A 16,034-nucleotide genomic window follows, 5' to 3' on the forward strand; every position below is an offset into this window, starting at 1 on the left:
CCGGGGGCGGCGTGCTCGACCGCGCCTGCCAGGTAGGCGAGGAGGCGCAGCGGGTCCTGGTCGTGCTCGTCGAGCGTCAGCCAGGCCGTGGGGGTCTGCGCTTCAACTGATGGTCGGCCCGTGCCGAGCGCACGAACCCGGCTATACAGCCACTGCGTCACAAGCGTTGATTTGCCGAAGCCGGCCGGGGCAATCACCAGGATCACCTGTGCTGCGAGTGCAGCGAGGGCTTCGAGCAACCGTTCGCGTATGACCCAGATCTCTAGAAACTGTGGCGGACTGATTTTGGTCGGCAGCACGAGCTGCAAAGGGCGCTCTACAACCATGCCTGGGTGACCTTTGTGCATCGGCGACTGCGAGGCAATCGCTGCGGTTCTCCAGGAAGCAGGCATCTATCCCGCTGATAATATCTAGATGCAAGAGAAAGAAAGTGAGGGCGCGCCATTCATTATTAAATTGTCAAAACACCGCGTGATTATGATGGCAAATAATTTATCAGCCGCTTCATTGTAACGACCTGCACACACTTTGTCCAGTTTGAAAAAGGTCAAAGATAATGACACCTTTCGCTGTGGAATAATAGCGGTAAGGGGATCTTGAGAGGTTTTTCCGCCTCCAACCGCGCGATGGGGGGCCAGAAACACCACCGGCTGGAGGCGGAGGCGGGGGGAGAATACACCGCAGCGAGACTTCTTACACGGCTGTGTTACCTGCGTTGCGCATCGAGGGCCCGAACCTGATCGATATACGGCTGTTCCTCCGGCGGGCTGCTGGTAGCGAACCAGGCGTCCAGTATTTCGCGGGCGAGGTCAACCGTCGTGGTTCGCAGACTGAGGGCCAGCACGTTGGCATCGTTCCACTTGCGCGCGCCGGCCGCCGTCTGCGCGTCGTGGCAGAGCGCCGCCCGCACGCCGGGCACCTTGTTGGCCGCGATGCTGACGCCTGTTCCGGTATAGCAACACACGATCCCTTGTTCGACCTCGCCGGAGGCCACTGCTTCACCCACCGCGCGCCCGACCTCTGGCCAGGCCTCGTTCGCGCCCGCAAGCGGGCCAATCAACACCAACTCATGGCCGCGGCGGCGAAGGTCCTCCACCAGCGCATCGGTCATGTAGTTGCGCTCATCACTTCCGACTGCGATTCGCATACGCCGCCTCCTGCTCTATCGCTATGCATAGCGCATCGCCAGGATTCTACCAGAAAACCAGCGGACCTGCTCGATTCTGGGAAGGGCCTCAGGGCTGTTGCAAAGGCTCCAGGGATTGCCATGGCCCCCAGGTTTTTGATTGGTTTTGGCGTCTATGCCAACAAAACCAACGCAAAATGACCGTATCGGGCGGCTACGCTGCCCCAATTGCCTGCTTGAGGCGGACTCTGGATCAGCCCCGGGAAGGGCGTAGTCCTCGTTCCCTGCAAAGCGGCGCTCTTTACCATCAAAAATTGACCAAACCTTAGCCCGCGGTTAATCCTGCTATCGTCGGTTCACAACCTTTGTGAGGGATAGTATATGTGGGATTCTATCGAGATCCTCGCGCCGCGCACGGATCTCTCGCGCTCAGGAGTGGTCGGTGCGTATCGCACTCTTCACGGAGACGTTCCTGCCGAATGTGAACGGCGTCGTTACCACCCTCTGCCGTTTGCTCGAGCATCTGCAGAGTCGGGGGCACGAGGCTCTGTTGCTGGCGCCGGAGGGCGCTCCGACGGAATATGCCGGGGCCGAGATCGTGCCCATGCGCGGAATGCCGTTGCCAGCCTATCCGGAGTTGCGCATTACCCCGCCACAGCCTGGCATCACGGCGCGCCTGCGGCGCTTTCGCCCCGACCTGGTGCATCTGGCCGGAACGATAGCCCTCGGCGTGGCCGGACGCCATGCCGCGCGCCGTCTTGGTGCGCCGCTGGTCGGCGCGTACCATACTGATTTCCCGGCATACAGCGCCCATTACGGGCTAGGCTTTCTCCGTGAACTGGCCTACAGCTACCTGCGCTGGATCCACAACAGTTGTGTGCTCACCCTCTGTCCCTCTTCGGCGACCATGGCCGACCTGCGCGCCCGTGGCTTTCGCCGCCTGCGCCTGTGGGGTCGCGGCGTAGATACGGAACGCTTTCACCCGGCGCGGCGCTGCGCAGCCTGGCGCGCCGCAGTGGGCGCGCGCCCTGATGAGCGCGTGCTGCTGTATGTGGGGCGTCTGGCGCCGGAGAAGCGTCTCGAGTTGCTGGCCGAAGCCCTGCCGCACCTGGCGAACGCCCGTCTCGTGCTGGTCGGCGACGGACCGGCTCGTCCCAGCCTCGAACGCCGTCTGTCCGGCGCGCCGGTCCATTTTACCGGTTACCTCCGTGGCGATGACCTGGCAACGGCCTATGCCAGCGCCGATCTGTTTGTGTTTCCCTCCGACACCGAGACCTTCGGCCAGGTGATCCAGGAAGCGATGGCTTCGGGGTTGCCCGTGGTAGCCGCCCGCGCTGGCGGGGCGATCGATCTCGTGCGTCCGGGTGAAACCGGAGCTCTCTTTGCCCCCGGCAACGTCGCCGAGTTATGTGGCCGTGTGCGCGAAGTGCTGGAGACGCCTGACCGCGCTCGAGCAATGGGCGCTGCGGGCCGCGCTGCCGCCGAACAGCGCTCCTGGAGCCGGGTGATGGATGAACTGTTGGAGCATTACGAGCGCATCCTGGCCCGCCGCAGGCCGCGCATCCGCTGGGTCTGACTTCCCCCCCTTGCGCAACCCGGAGGGTTGCGCGCACAGAGCAGACAGAGTCACCCCGTCCACTCGGCACACGACGGACCGGCTTCAAAAAAGATTGACGGCAGCAAGAAGAAGCGCCGGCTGAGCCATGGCAGGGCCGCTTGCACTACCGGGCGTCGGAAAGGCGCGGCCAGCGCCCCGGCCGCCAAAACGCCGGCCAGCGCCGGCCAGGCGCGCGGGTGTCGCCACAGCCCTATCATCAGCAGGGCCACGATGCCTGCGCCCATGGCTCGCAAGTGGGCGCCTCTGGGCCATCCCTTGACCAGGTGGCGGACGAGCCGGCAGGCCAGCCGGGCCTGCAGCCACCCCGCTGCAGGAGCCCTGCGCAGCCAGGTCAGGTACGCCGCGATTTCCTCCAGTTCCAGCGCCGGAAAATCGCTCCGCCCGCCCCAGGTCGCCTCGTGTCGGGCCAGGGTGTCGAGCGCCACAGGAAGACCCTGCAGGGCGACGCTCCAGCCGGCCCTGTCACCGACCCGCGCCGCGCTAAAGGCTGGTAAGAGGGTCTTGCGCAGGGCCAGAGCCACCTCCAGGCAATCGCGCAGGTAGCGCACGCTCTCGACAACCGTGATGGCCTCAGCCACTCCATTCGGCGCCAGGGACAGCAGGCGCCTGTAGTGTTCCTCCAGGCGCATCAGGGCGCTACGGCTGCGTTCCAGGCATGCGCGGATGTCGGGCACGGTTTCGGCCAGCAAGGCCCACATGACCGGCGCGCCGGTCGGGCGCATCCACCAGATCCACAGCAATGTGGGCAACACCACGTCGCCGATCCGTGTCGCCTCCCTGCGCAACGGCCCGCAGTACCAGCCGTCCTCGATCACCTGCTCGGAGTCCAGGTACACTGCCGCGACCGCCTCGGCGAAGGCGCTCTGGTCGGGGGCGGCGCCATCGGGCGCGAAGCGCGCCAGGCACCACGCGCGTGTGAACGCCGCAACGTCGTCGGCGGCGCCCCTGGCCATGGCCGCGGTGACGGCGCTGCTCAGTTCCGTCCAGAGGCTCCAACCGTCCTGGCCCAGGCCGGCCTGCCCGCCGCCCCAGCCTCCCGAACTGTTCCAGACCCACGCCCCGGCAACACCTTCGAGACGGCGCGTTATTGCCAGCACCTCGCCATGAAGCTTCGCGACGCCGCATGGCGCCATGCCAAATAATTCGTACTCGCGCCGGTTTTGCAGTTCCACGAGTTGTGCCGGTCCCGGCAACCCCAGGGTTGGATTCGGCGGCAGATGCCGGAAGAAATCTGATGGACCGTGCTTGATCGAGGCAAGCAGGTATGGCGAGCGGTACGTCCCGAAGACGCTCCAGTAGCGTTCGGGTGACCAGAGCAGATCACCCAGTTCGCCGATGCCGATGCTCCAGGTGCGCACGACCAGCAGGCGCCGATGCTGCTCGCACACGGGGAGGAGCGCATCAATGAGCCAGCGCAGCGCGCTGGCGGTGCGGTAGAGCAGATGGCCGGTGTATTCCGTGCCCTGGTTGTGAGCGCCGCCCGTCTCGCCGACGCGCACGAAGAGGCCTGAGACTGTGGGGAACCGGGTGAACAATTCTTCTAGCGCCCAGCGATTAGCCGCCGCGAGACGCGCATTGCCCGCCTCGAGCCGTCTGGCGTAGCGGCGCAGGGCCGGGGTGGCCCACTGCATATCAGTGGCAATAAAGATTTCCATCCCATACCCGGCAGCCTGCTCAAGGAGCGACATGAAGGCTTCGCCATAAATCAGCGCCCGTTGCCGGCAGGGATCGTTGGGGGCGTAGATCCGCTCCTGGGCTGCGTCGAATGTGATAAGATGGGCTAGATTGTCGAGCACGATGCCGGTGTAGCCCTGCGCGGCAACCGCGGCAAGGTAGCGTTCGGCGCGCGCCAGGCCCCGCTCGAGCCGCTCACGGTTCACGTAAGGTCGTTGGGGCAGGTCAAGCTGGTAGTATGGCAGGGCAGAACAGTTGCGGAAGGGCTGGCCAGGCTCGAAGAACGGGCCAGCGATGTCGGTCAGCAGGCGCTTCATAGACGGTCTCTGTACGGTGATCGTTGAGATGATGCGCGGCCCCATGCGGTCGGATCGAGGAGAGCCTGGCCCTTCCAGAAAAAAATCCTCTCCCCATCGCTGGCCAGCAGCCAGAGGACACAGATGCACTATACCATTGCCGGAGAAATCGCACAGCTTGCGCGGCTGGAGTTCGCGCCGGGGGAGAGCGTCTGGCTAAGCAAAGGTGCGCTAATGGCCTACTCTGAAGGCGTACAGTGGCGACCGCGAGTGCCTGGCGGCCTGGGTGGTGCGGTGCAGCGCACGCTGGCGGGCGAGAGCGCGGCGCTGGTCTACGCCGAGGCTCAGGGGGCGGGGCAATTCGCTCTTATCACCTCGAATGCTCCCGGGCATATCGCGACGTGGAACCTTGCTGACGGGCCGGTGATCGCCACCCGTGGCTCATTTCTTGCCGCCTGGGGTGAGGAGCTTGATATTTCCGTGATTATCGCCAGACGAGCAGGGGCGGCCTTCTTCGGAGGGGCGGGCCTCCTGCTCCAGCGTGTCGCCGGTCAGGGCACGGTGCTGCTCCAGGGAAGCGGTGATTTCGAGCAGCGTGACCTGAGGCCCGACGAACGGCTGCTGGTGAGCACCGGCAACCTCGCCGCCTTCGCCGATAGCGTTGACTATGACATTCAGACGGTCGGCGACATCGGGCGGGTGCTGTTTGGCGGCGAGGGCCTGTTCATGACCCGGCTGACCGGTCCTGGAAGGGTGCTGCTGCAAAGCCTCAAGCGTGGTGCGATGACATCGGGCAGCGGCAGCAGGGATTAGCATCAACCGGAGGAGCGCGGCTGCAAGCCCGTGCAGGCGAATGCTGCTCCGGCGCAGCACGTCTTGATGCTGAATATGGCTGAAGAGCCGCTTCCGCCCCCGCGCATCCGTATGGCGCGTGCAGAGCGTTGGGCGCCGCGGAGCGGATCGGTAAGGGAGACTGGCTGGTCTCCCTTACCGGTTCAGACAGGCAAGGCTCGTATTCTCCCCTTTTCCAGGATAGTCTGAGTGGGCGAACTCCCGCCGATCTGGCTCTATCACGGCAGAGCAGCGATCACTTCACAATCAGCTTGCCCTGCATCAGCGGGTAATGCCCGGGTATCGTGCAGATGTAGAGATACGTGCCCGCAGCGGGCGCGGTGAAAGTGATGGACGCCGAGGCCTGCGGTTCGACCACGCCAGTATGGGCGATGATGTTCGACTGGTCCTCAGGAAGATACGCTTTTTCAAGCCCGGCGACCAGGCCATCATTGGCGATCTGGGCCGCCACCGTGTCGTCGCCCTTTATCAGCACCCAGTTGTGCTGCTGGGCGACCGAGTTGTTCTTGAACTCCAGGGTAACCTGCTGGCCAGCCTGAACCGTCAGTTCCTTCTTGTCGAACGCCAGGTTCTCGCCATCCGAGCCGATCTGGAGGGTCACCGGCGCAGGTGCGCCGCCGCCGCCAGTCTGACCGCCGCCGGTCTGACCGCCCCCTCCGCCGCCGCAGGCCGTCAGCAGCAGCCCCATTCCCACGACGAGCACGAGCGCAAGCATTCGCAGGTTCGGTTTCATCAGGACCTTCCTTGTGCTTTACTCCTCCTGGTGCAGTGCGTCACAAATCTAACACCATTCTGGGAATTGTCAAGTAATTCCGACCAGGGTCAGGGGGCGGGCGATGCGGGGCAACCCTCAGACTCCAGGTAATTCACCAGTTCTGGCGGCTATAACGCCAGAACCAGCGAAAAAGCGCGTTAGAACTGGATCAGCGAGAATACGGGGTAGGGCGCCAGTTTCTCGCGCCCGCCCAGGAAGGTCAGTTCGATAACGAACGCCAGCTCGGTCACCATCCCGCCAGCGCGTTCGACAAGCTGGCTGGCGGCGCGGATGGTGCCGCCGGTGGCGAGCAGATCGTCAATCAGCAGCACGCGCATGCCCGGGCTTAGGGCGTCACGGTGGATCTCCAGCTTGTTGGTGCCATATTCAAGTTCGTACTCAATCTGGTACGTCTCAGCGGGCAGTTTGCCAGGCTTGCGGATCGGCACCAGCCCCACGCCGAGTTGCAGCGCAACGGGCGCGCTAAAGATGAAGCCGCGCGACTCGACGCCGGCCACAGCGTCAATGCCCGCATTCTGGTAGCGCTCAACCATCGCGCCGATCACCTGCTGGAAGGCCGGACCGTTGCCGATCAACGTCGTAATGTCTTTGAACTGGATACCCGGCTGCGGAAAGTCGGGGATGTTACGGATCAGGCTGGACAGGTCAGTGATGCTCATGGCTCCTCCGTAGTGAATGAGGTTTTCCAGGAGGCCCGTGGATAGGGGGCGCGATGATGGCCAGCTTACTCGCCAGCAGGGAGCGTGCCTGGCAGTGGGAGTGTCGGGAGAACGCTGCCCCACGTATTATACAATTTCCGGGGCCGGTCACGGTAGCGCCAAAAACAGGAGGGCGCGAGAAGGTTGCGCCTCCCCACGCCCCTGCCAGGGGAACATCGTGGGGAACTCCGAGTTCCCCACGATGTTGGCATTACTCCTTATCGTCCTCTATCGAGACCAGGCCATACACCGTTCCGGCGTATACCATGCTGCTGATCAACGGATGCGGACGCGCGCCAGGCTGTACGCGGCGGTAGATGTAGCGTGGCCCGTCCAGATGTTCGACGCAGAGGTAGTCGCCGTAGAGATGGAAGTTGACCGCATCGGCGCTATCGGCGAGATCATCGTCGTATGTGTTGTGCATAGGCTTGTCCTCATCCATGGGGCCGGGCAGCAAGGCGGCTTCCGGCGCCAGCCGCCCGGCCCGGTCAAACGCGCTTGCCGTTGCCATTGGGGAGGCTGATCGGCACGTAACTCGGCCCCTCGACGCCCCGCTCCACCAGCGTATTGCTGACAATCGAACTGGCCCGCCGTTCGAAGATCAGGTTGGTGATCTCGTCAACCAGCGCGGTCGAGCCGTTGTAGCCGACGATGCTGCGGCGATGGTAGCCGAAGCGATCCTCTACCGGGAACCCGACCCGCAGCAGCGGGATGCCCTCGGCGTCGGCGATGAACTTGCCCTTCGAGTGGCCGATCAGCAGGTCCACCGGGCGGGCCTTGATCCGCTTGTGCAGTTCGTGCAGATCGCCCTTGAGGATGATCTCGCTCTCGACGCCCAGTTCCTCGGTGAGTTCGACCATGTGCTCGGCCCAGGGCATATTTTCGGCGGCGGTCAGAATGTAGGCCGGCGTCATGCCCATCTCGGCCACCAGGCCCACGAGGCCCTCAAGCAGATCGGGATCGCCATAGAGGGCCACCCGTAACCCGGTGGTAAACATGTGCGTATCCACCAGGGCGTCGAGGAGCCGGGCCCGTTCCACCTGCAAGGCTTCGGGAATAACGTGGTCGGTGATCTCCACCAGTGTGTCCACGAAAGCGTCGGTGTTGGCCAGGCCGATGGGCATGGTCAGCACGCGGGCCGGAACGCCATAGCGCCGCTCGTAGATGCGGGCCGCTTCGCCGCCGACGTAGCGTTGCAGCGCGATCGTTGCCAGGGATTTGGAGGAGCTGCGCAGTTCCTCGACCGTTGTGCCGCCGCGGGGGAAGTGCGGGCGCGGTTCGTAGTAGCCCCCGTCGAGGGTCTCGGAGTAGTCGGTGATCCACAGGCCGTGCAGCCCCATCTCGCGCAGGATGTGCTTCAGTTCGCGGATGTCGCCCGGGTTGACCCAGCCAGGGATAATGTTGATCTTGCCGTTGGTCTCGCCCTTCTTCTTGCGCCGGTCGGGCAGATTGCTGGCAATCTCCTTGAGGAAGTTATCAAAGCCCGTGGTATGGTTGCCAATGTACGACGGGGTCTTGACCGAGAGGATGGGAATGGTCACTTCCGGATGCCGCTCGAGAAACTCGTCAATGATGCCCGGAATATCGTCGCCGATCGTCTCGGAGAGGCAGGTCGAGCAGACCATAATCAGCGTGGGATGGAAGCGCTCCCAGATGTTCTTGAGCGCGGCCAGCAGGTTGCCCTTGCCGCCGTAGACGGTGGTCTTTTCGGTGAGTGAGGTGGTGGCCACCTCGACCGGTTCACGGAAGTGGCGGGCCATCTGATGGCGGGGATAAGTGGCGCAGCCCTGGGAGCCATGGTTGATGGTGATCGCCCCGTGGATGCCGTAGTTGGCCAGCATCGCCCCGATCGGCGCGCACGAGCGCGTCGGATTAATGGCGACCGCCCGGTCCTGTATCGTTATGGCGCTCATCTATTCAACCTCCTCGAACCCGTGGCTCGTGTGGTGCGCTGCCGGCGCGGGCCGGGCGCGGCTTCGCAGGGTCTTCCAGATGGGGGCGTGCAGGGCCTTGTCAATATCGCGGGCGAAGTTGACCATGCCGACGAAGCCGGCATACGGCCCGGTGTCGTAGGTGTGGCCGTTGACGAACGGCACGCCCATCTTGTAGGCCACGTACTTCTCTTTGTTGCCCGAGATGAACAGGTCAGGGCGCCGGTCGCGCAGGATCTCCTCGATCTCCGGCACGTTGGGGTTGTCCACCACCAGGGCGCCTTCCTTGAGCTGACGGAAGATCTTGTGGTAGTCGTCATCGTGGCCGAAGGTGGTCGCCGCGGTCATCGTTTCCATTCCCAGCTCGCGCAGCAGTTCGATCCAGTGCCACACCCGCGGCCCGCCCTGGTAGATGAAGACCGTCTTGCCCTGCAGGCGCTGGCGGTAGTAGTCCAGCTTGGGTTGGATGCGCGCCAGTTCGCGCTCGATCACCTCCTCGGCCTGCGCTTCAAGGCCGAAGAAGGCCGCTGTATCGCGCAGGGCCTGCGACATGTTCTTGATGCCCCACAGGGTGACGTCAATGTAGGGCGTGCCGTACTTGTCGCGCATCATTTCGGCGATGTAGGTCGCCGAGCGCTGGCAGTGGACGACGTTGAGCGCGGCCTTGTGCATGATCTTCAGGTCGTCTACCGAGACGTTGCCGGTGAAGCGGGTGAGGATCCTGACGCCAATGGCCTCGAAGAGGTACTCGAAGGTGCGCAGGTCGTTCTTGATGTTGTAGTCGCCGATGATGTTGATCGCCCGGCTGAAGTCGCCCTCCGGCTCCACCGAGCCGACGAGCTGGCGGAAGATCGTCTCGTTGCCGACGTGGTGGCCCAGCGACTGGCTGACGCCGCGGAAGCCCTCGCACTCAAAGAAGACCACCGGCTTGCCGATGATTTCTTCGGCCTGTTTGGCCACGTCGCGGCCATCGTCGCCGATCAACGCCGTCGAGCAGGTGTTGTAGACGAAGACGGCCTTGGCGTCGGGGAACTCGCGGCTGGCCTCGATGATGCACTGTAACAGCTTCTTCTCGCCCCCGAAGACGATGTTGGTCTCGTTCATATCGGAGACGAAGGTGTACTTGATGTGGAAATCGCTGTCGGCGAGGTGCGGCCGGTAGCCCCAGGAGAAGAAGGCGCAGCCGATGGGGCCATGGGTGAGCTGGATGGCGTCTTTGACCGGGCCGCCGACCACGCCGCGGCAGCCGGCGTAGGTGCAGCCGCGTTCGGTCATGTCGCCGGGAGTGGTGGCAACGTTGTTGGCGATGAAACAGCTCGACCCGTCGCCGCGCTGGCAACCGCCGTCCGGTCCCTTGAGCGCGATGTGGATCGCTCGTTCGGGGAGGGTCTGATTGCACTTGAAATTCATACGGCATCTCCTTTGCGAGCCAGGAACCTGGGAATGCAGACGCGATCGCCCGTGCCGCAGCCTTCTTCGCCAGGGACGCCGATGGCGTCCGCCCGGCAGCGGGTGCAGTTGCGGAACTGTTCGATGATCGGCGCGCAGGCGTTGCGGACCTGGTTGACCTGGTCAAGGGTTGGTTCGGGCAGATGGGCGAACTTCGCCAGGGGCAGCATGGGGATGATGTTCATAATGTAGGCGCCGTTATCCTTGACCGCGCGGGCAATGGCGGGCATATGCTGGTCGTTGACGCCCGGAATCAGCACCGAATTGACCTTCACGACCATGCCCCGCCAGGCCGCCTCGCGCAGCCCCTCCATCTGCTGGTGGTGCAGCAGGTCAAAGGCGGCGCGGCCCCGGTAGGTTTTGCCCCTGTACCGCACGTACTCGTAGATCTGCTCGCCGATCGCCGGGTCCACAGCATTGATGGTGATGGTGAGGGTGGTGATCCCGGCGCGCTCGATGGCGTCAATGCGGTCAGGCAGCAGCAGGCCGTTGGTCGAGAGGCAGCGGATGAGCTGCGGAAACTCGTCGCGGGCGCGCTCGAAGGTGGCGAGGGTGGCCTCGTTGGCCAGGGCGTCGCCAGGTCCGGCCACGCCGAGCACCTTCAGGCGCGCGTCTCGGGCGATCGCCGCGCGCACCGTGTCGAGCGCCTCGTCGGGCGAGAGCACGCGCATGGTGACGCCGGGGCGATTCTCGTTGGGGCAGGCGTACTTGCGGACGCAATAGTTGCACTTGATATTGCAGCGCGGCGCCACCGGCACGTGGATGCGTCCGAAGCGGAAGTGGGCCGCGCGACTGTAGCAGGGGTGGGTGTCGAGATCCACCTTTGGTATGCAACTGCCGGCACAGCCTGCGGGGGACTGCGTGTTCATCGTGATCTCCAGGCAGTGCATCCGGCGCCGATTCTTGCCCGCATGGCGGGAGAGGAGGGTTGCTGAGAGGGAGTGCTCTCCCAGGCCCTCCCGCGCAAGAACCTGCCGGATGCACGATCGCTCTCCAGCGCGGCCTCAATCCACAATGCCATACTCGCGCATCAGATCCTCGAGTTCGTCCTGGGTGATCGGGGTGGGGATGGTGAAATCGGTATTGCTGTCGATCTTGCGAGCGAGCTCACGGTACTCCTCGGCCTGGGGCAGGCTGGGGTCGTAATCTATGACCGTCTTCTTGTTGATCTCGGCCCGCTGCACATCTTTGCTGCGCGGCACAAAGTGGATCATCTTGGAGTTGATCCGTCGCGCGAACTCTTCGACCAGGGCGCGCTCGTTTTCCACCAGGCGCGAGTTGCAGATCAGCCCGCCCAGCCGGGCATAGCCGCGCTCGGCGAACTTTTTGATGCCTTTACAGATGTTATTGGCAGCGAACAGGGCCATGTATTCGCCAGAGCAGACGATATAGATCTCCTCGGCGTAGCCTTCACGGATGGGCATGGCAAAACCGCCGCAGACCACGTCGCCCAGAACATCATAGAACACGTAGTCGAGATCGTCCTCGTAGGCCCCCAGGGTCTCCAGGGTCTGGATTGCGGTGATCACCCCCCGACCGCCGCAGCCAACCCCCGGCTCCGGCCCGCCCGATTCGACGCACTTGACCATCCCATAGCCGGGCACCATCACCCGCTCGAGGCTGACCCGCTCAGCGCCAAAGTCGCGCAGGGTGTCGAGCACCGAAGGTTGGCGAACGCCGCCCAGCAGCAGTCGCGTACAGTCGGCTTTGGGGTCGCATCCGACGACCATCACCTTCTTGCCCATCGAGGCCAGGGCGGCTGCAATGTTCTGCTGGGTTGTAGACTTGCCGATCCCGCCTTTGCCGTAAAACGCTACCTGACGCATACCAACGCTCCTTACGAAGGTCCTGACGATACGATGCCGATGTCTGGCGCGCCTGCCGGGACGGGTTGCGGCGGCGGCCGAAGAAGTGGAGCGCGCCGCATAGGAACCTCGCCGGCGCCGGCGGCAGAGGTTCGTCTGATGATGCGATGGCCGATGCGTGAGACAGTAAGGAGATGTGGTATGATGTCGCCGCATCGGCGCTCACGCCGCCGTTGCTCAGGTCCCCCGCCGGTGCCAGCGGCGTGGGGACCGCCCTTGATAAGCCCGTGGAACGATCCGGCGCGGCTGCGACACAGCGCTGCGCGAAGGCGCCCTGCCAGTCGCACGCGCGCCAGGGCCGGGCCTGCCTGCCAGAAGCATGCCGCTCTGCGGAAAAGGGCGACGCTGATTGCTTACACCCTTGTTGCGCCGATCGTTCGGGGCCGGGGTTGGCAGAGAACCGCGTTATTCTCTACCGCCGTTCAAGTGGAGTGGAGAGGGGCGTTTGGTGACAGCCGGTCCATTCCAATTCATGATCGTTTACGATCATTCCTGGTTGGATTTGCTGCGAATATACCATTTCTTGCTCGCCATCACAACCGATCAAACAGGTTTTTCGGGTTGTATTTTCTTAACTCTGGTTTGGCGCCCGCCAATGCCGCATAATTGCGGCTCAATGCGCTATAACGAGGCGGTTCCTCGACTTTTTATGCCATGGCGCAGTTACGTCGCGTCAGAAAGCGAAATATCGCGGCCAACATAAGCCCTCGCGCTCGCGGGATGAGACGGGGTGTTGGTATATAAAGACTAGATGATATGGGAATTATAGTGCTTTCTGGCAGTGATTTGTATCTTTGGTACAAATGATAGACAGCGATTGTCGTTATTTCTATCCATAGAGGAGCGCATGCGGTTTCCACGTTCGAGCGGCATTCTGCTGCACCCCACCTCCCTGCCCGGTCCCTGGGGGATCGGCGACCTCGGCCCGGCTGCCTATGCCTTCGTGGATTTTCTGGCCGCCGCCGGCCAGAGCCTCTGGCAGATTTTGCCCCTTGGTCCCACCGGCTACGGTGACTCGCCCTACCAGTGTTTCTCAGCTTTTGCTGGCAACCCGTTGCTGATCAGCCTCGACGCGCTCATCCAGCGCGGTCTGTTGAGCTACGATGAGGCGGCCTCTGCCGCGGCCGAGCGTCACCTCTCCCTCGACGCGGTGCACTATGGCGAGGTGCTGGCCGTCAAGCTCCCCCTGCTGCAGCGGGCCTTCGAGCGGTTGCAGGCGGGCGCGGCGCCCGATCTGGCTGAGGAGCTGCGCGCCTTCCGGGATGAGCAGGCTGGCTGGCTCGCCGATTACGCCCTGTTTATGGCTTTGAAGGACGCGCACGCCGGCCAGTCGTGGAACACCTGGGAAGCCCCGCTGCGCGACCGCCGGCCCGAGGCCCTGGCGCGCGCCCGCCAGGAGCACGCTGCGGCGATCGCCTTTCAGGAGTTTCTCCAGTTCCTCTTTTTCCATCAGTGGAGTCGCCTCAAGGCCTACGCCAACCAGCAGGGCATCGCCATCATCGGCGACGCGCCGATCTTCGCGGCCTATGACAGCGCCGATGTCTGGGCCAACCGCGAGTTGTTTTTCCTCGACGCCAGCGGCAACCCCACGGTGGTCGCCGGCGTGCCTCCCGACTACTTCAGCGCCACCGGTCAGCGCTGGGGCAATCCACTCTACCGCTGGCGCGAGATGGCCCGCGATGGCTATCGCTGGTGGGTCGCCCGCCTGCGGGCCGCCTTCGCCCAGGTTGACATTCTTCGCCTCGATCACTTCCGCGGCTTCGCCGCCTACTGGGAGGTGCCTGCCGAGGAGGAGACGGCCATTAACGGTCGCTGGGTCAAGGGCCCCGGCGCCGATCTCTTCACCCGTCTCCAGGCGACCCTGGGCAGCCTGCCCATCATTGCCGAGGACCTGGGCCTGATCACCCCCGATGTTCATGCCCTGCGCGACCAGTTCGACTTCCCCGGCATGAAGGTGCTCCAGTTCGCCTTCGATACCCCTGAAAATCCCTACCTGCCCCACAACCACGTGCCAAACTGCGTGGTCTACACCGGCACCCACGACAACAATACCAGCGTCGGCTGGTTTCAGGGCCTCTCCGAGGAGGAGCGCGAACGCGTGCGGGCCTACCTGGGCCGCGATGGCAGCGATATCGCCTGGGATCTGATCCGCCTGGCCCTGATGTCGGTGGCTGATCTGGTCGTCATTCCGCTCCAGGACGTGCTGCGCCTCGGCGCCGAGGCGCGAATGAACACCCCCGGGCTCCTAGGCCAGAACTGGGCCTGGCGCTTCCGCGCCGAGGCGCTCAACGACGGCCTTGCAAGCGGTCTCCGCTTCCTCACCGCCGTCTACGACCGTCTGCCCGCGGCGCTCAAACCGGTGAAGGAGGAGGAGGGGGAGTTGGAGTATCAGCCGGTGGAGGCGTAGAGGTGTGGAGGTGTGGAGGTGTGGAGGTGTAGATTAAGTTGCGAACCAATATCCACATCTCTACATCTCTACATCTCCACGCCTCCACATCTCTCCACCCCTCACCCCGGATAGACCCGCCCGTCTTCAATTCGCAGACGAGTGACCGCCGCCAGGAAGGCCGGGGTGAAGTCGCTCAGGTCGGTGGCGGAGAGCAGGGTCTGCTGCGCGGGCTGGCGAATAGCTTCCAGCAGGTGAGCGCGGCGCGTGGCGTCGAGTTCGCTCAGCACATCGTCAAGGAGCAGCACCGGCGCTTCGCCGCTGCGCTGCCGCATGAGCGTCGCCTCGCCAAGTTTGAGCGTCAGGGTGACGCTGCGTTGCTGGCCTCGCGAGCCGTAGCGCCCCAGGTTCACTGCGCCGACGGTGAAGGCCAGGTCGTCACGGTGCGGGCCGACCAGGGTCTGCCCGCGGGCCAGTTCGTCGGGACGCGCCGCGCGGAGAGCCGCGTCGAGGCGACCGGCCAGGGCGCCGCTGTCGCGGGCCGCCTCCGGGTCAAAGCTCGGCAGGTAGGCGATGGTTAGCGGCACGTCGCCCCCGCTGATGGCCTGAAACAGCGGCCCGACGATGGCGTTGAGGTCGTCCACGGCCCGTAACCGTTCCGCCAGCAGGTAGCCGCCCGCAGCCGCAAGCTCCTGGTCCCAGTAGGCCAGTTCTTCGTCTACGGCGCGCGGGGGGCGGCGGCGCTCGCGCCAGGCGCGCAGCAGGCTGTTGCGTTGCTGGAGCAGCTTCTGGTACTGGGCCAGCGTGCGGACGTAGTGCGGGTCGAGTTGCGAGAGGGTGATATCCAGGTAACGGCGCCGCTCGGCGGGCGGGCCGTCGGCAAGGGTCAGGTCGGCGGGAGTAAAGAGCACCACCCGCAACTGCCCTACCAGGTCGAGCGCGCGAACCACGCGCCGGTCAATGCGCACGATCTTGGACGAAGCGGCGCTGAGCTGGCCGCCTTCGTCGGCGCGGCGCTGGACAATTACCTCCAGGCGCACCCGGCCCGTCCGGCGCTGCACCTCGGCCGCCAGGCGGGCAAAGGGGGGCGTTCCCGCCTCACCCATCGCGTCCCAGCGCACCAGGTCGCGATCGGCGCTGACGCGCGGCGAACGGGTGGTGGCGAGGAAGTAGAGGGCTTCGAGCAGGCTGGTCTTGCCGGCGGCGTTGGGGCCGTAGAGCAGCGTAATGCCCGGGTCAAGGCGCAGCTCGAGGCGCTGATAGTTGCGAAAATCACGCAGGCTGAGCTGGGAAACATACATTCATTGACCGGGTGAGAGCAACCCTCCGAGAAAATGGGTGCAGTCCTCCGGAGTGGGTGCAAC

General features: G+C 64.3%; 14 protein-coding genes. 3 read left to right on the top strand and 11 right to left on the bottom strand.

The window, feature by feature from the left end:
* Positions 1 to 326 (bottom strand): hypothetical protein (locus NZU74_15230; GenBank protein MCS6882687.1); only part of this gene is annotated, 326 nt, incomplete at its 3' end.
* Between the two features lie 380 nt (positions 327 to 706).
* Entirely contained in the window at positions 707 to 1,147 is a 441-nt protein-coding gene (locus NZU74_15235) for an RpiB/LacA/LacB family sugar-phosphate isomerase (protein MCS6882688.1), read from the bottom strand.
* A 421-nt stretch (positions 1,148 to 1,568) separates the two neighbouring features.
* On the opposite strand from NZU74_15235, the gene NZU74_15240 reads away from it, so the two are divergent.
* Complete coding sequence (locus NZU74_15240) at positions 1,569 to 2,702, top strand: glycosyltransferase family 1 protein (GenBank protein MCS6882689.1); 1,134 nt, start codon at positions 1,569 to 1,571, stop codon at positions 2,700 to 2,702.
* Positions 2,703 to 2,752: 50 nt separating this feature from the next.
* Here the strand turns inward: NZU74_15240 and NZU74_15245 are convergent, their stop codons facing one another.
* Positions 2,753 to 4,735, bottom strand: coding sequence for a hypothetical protein (locus NZU74_15245; GenBank protein MCS6882690.1), 1,983 nt, complete (start codon positions 4,733 to 4,735; stop codon positions 2,753 to 2,755).
* A 123-nt stretch (positions 4,736 to 4,858) separates the two neighbouring features.
* On the opposite strand from NZU74_15245, the gene NZU74_15250 reads away from it, so the two are divergent.
* On the top strand, positions 4,859 to 5,527 hold the full coding sequence (locus NZU74_15250; GenBank protein ID MCS6882691.1) for an AIM24 family protein: 669 nt from the start codon (positions 4,859 to 4,861) through the stop codon (positions 5,525 to 5,527).
* A gap of 274 nt (positions 5,528 to 5,801) precedes the next feature.
* Here the strand turns inward: NZU74_15250 and NZU74_15255 are convergent, their stop codons facing one another.
* The 7 genes from NZU74_15255 to nifH form a co-directional block, all read right to left on the bottom strand.
* Positions 5,802 to 6,299: a plastocyanin/azurin family copper-binding protein gene (locus tag NZU74_15255; GenBank protein ID MCS6882692.1), complete on the bottom strand. Its 498-nt coding sequence runs from the start codon at positions 6,297 to 6,299 to the stop codon at positions 5,802 to 5,804.
* A gap of 179 nt (positions 6,300 to 6,478) precedes the next feature.
* On the bottom strand, positions 6,479 to 7,000 hold the full coding sequence (locus NZU74_15260; GenBank protein MCS6882693.1) for an adenine phosphoribosyltransferase: 522 nt from the start codon (positions 6,998 to 7,000) through the stop codon (positions 6,479 to 6,481).
* A gap of 250 nt (positions 7,001 to 7,250) precedes the next feature.
* A complete protein-coding gene (locus tag NZU74_15265; protein ID MCS6882694.1) occupies positions 7,251 to 7,550 on the bottom strand; it encodes a hypothetical protein in 300 nt (99 codons plus the stop codon).
* Positions 7,528 to 8,952, bottom strand: coding sequence for a nitrogenase (locus tag NZU74_15270; GenBank protein MCS6882695.1), 1,425 nt, complete (start codon positions 8,950 to 8,952; stop codon positions 7,528 to 7,530). Before NZU74_15270 ends, NZU74_15265 begins: the two co-directional genes overlap by 23 nt.
* On the bottom strand, positions 8,953 to 10,380 hold the full coding sequence (locus tag NZU74_15275; protein MCS6882696.1) for a nitrogenase component I subunit alpha: 1,428 nt from the start codon (positions 10,378 to 10,380) through the stop codon (positions 8,953 to 8,955). It abuts the gene before it with no gap.
* Positions 10,377 to 11,288 (bottom strand): radical SAM protein, encoded by a 912-nt coding sequence (locus tag NZU74_15280; protein ID MCS6882697.1) that lies wholly within the window; start codon positions 11,286 to 11,288, stop codon positions 10,377 to 10,379. The genes NZU74_15275 and NZU74_15280 overlap by 4 nt, the downstream gene beginning before the upstream one ends.
* A 135-nt stretch (positions 11,289 to 11,423) precedes the next feature.
* Positions 11,424 to 12,245 (bottom strand): nitrogenase iron protein, encoded by an 822-nt coding sequence (gene nifH / locus NZU74_15285; GenBank protein ID MCS6882698.1) that lies wholly within the window; start codon positions 12,243 to 12,245, stop codon positions 11,424 to 11,426.
* Between the two features lie 886 nt (positions 12,246 to 13,131).
* Here nifH and malQ point away from each other — a divergent pair.
* Complete coding sequence (malQ, locus tag NZU74_15290) at positions 13,132 to 14,691, top strand: 4-alpha-glucanotransferase (GenBank protein ID MCS6882699.1); 1,560 nt, start codon at positions 13,132 to 13,134, stop codon at positions 14,689 to 14,691.
* 101 nt (positions 14,692 to 14,792) lie between these two features.
* On the opposite strand, the gene recF is transcribed toward malQ, so the two are convergent.
* On the bottom strand, positions 14,793 to 15,971 hold the full coding sequence (gene recF, locus NZU74_15295) for a DNA replication/repair protein RecF (protein ID MCS6882700.1): 1,179 nt from the start codon (positions 15,969 to 15,971) through the stop codon (positions 14,793 to 14,795).
* Between the last annotated feature and the right edge of the window lie 63 nt (positions 15,972 to 16,034).

This window comes from Chloroflexaceae bacterium, assembly GCA_025057155.1.
GTDB lineage: Bacteria > Chloroflexota > Chloroflexia > Chloroflexales > Chloroflexaceae > JACAEO01.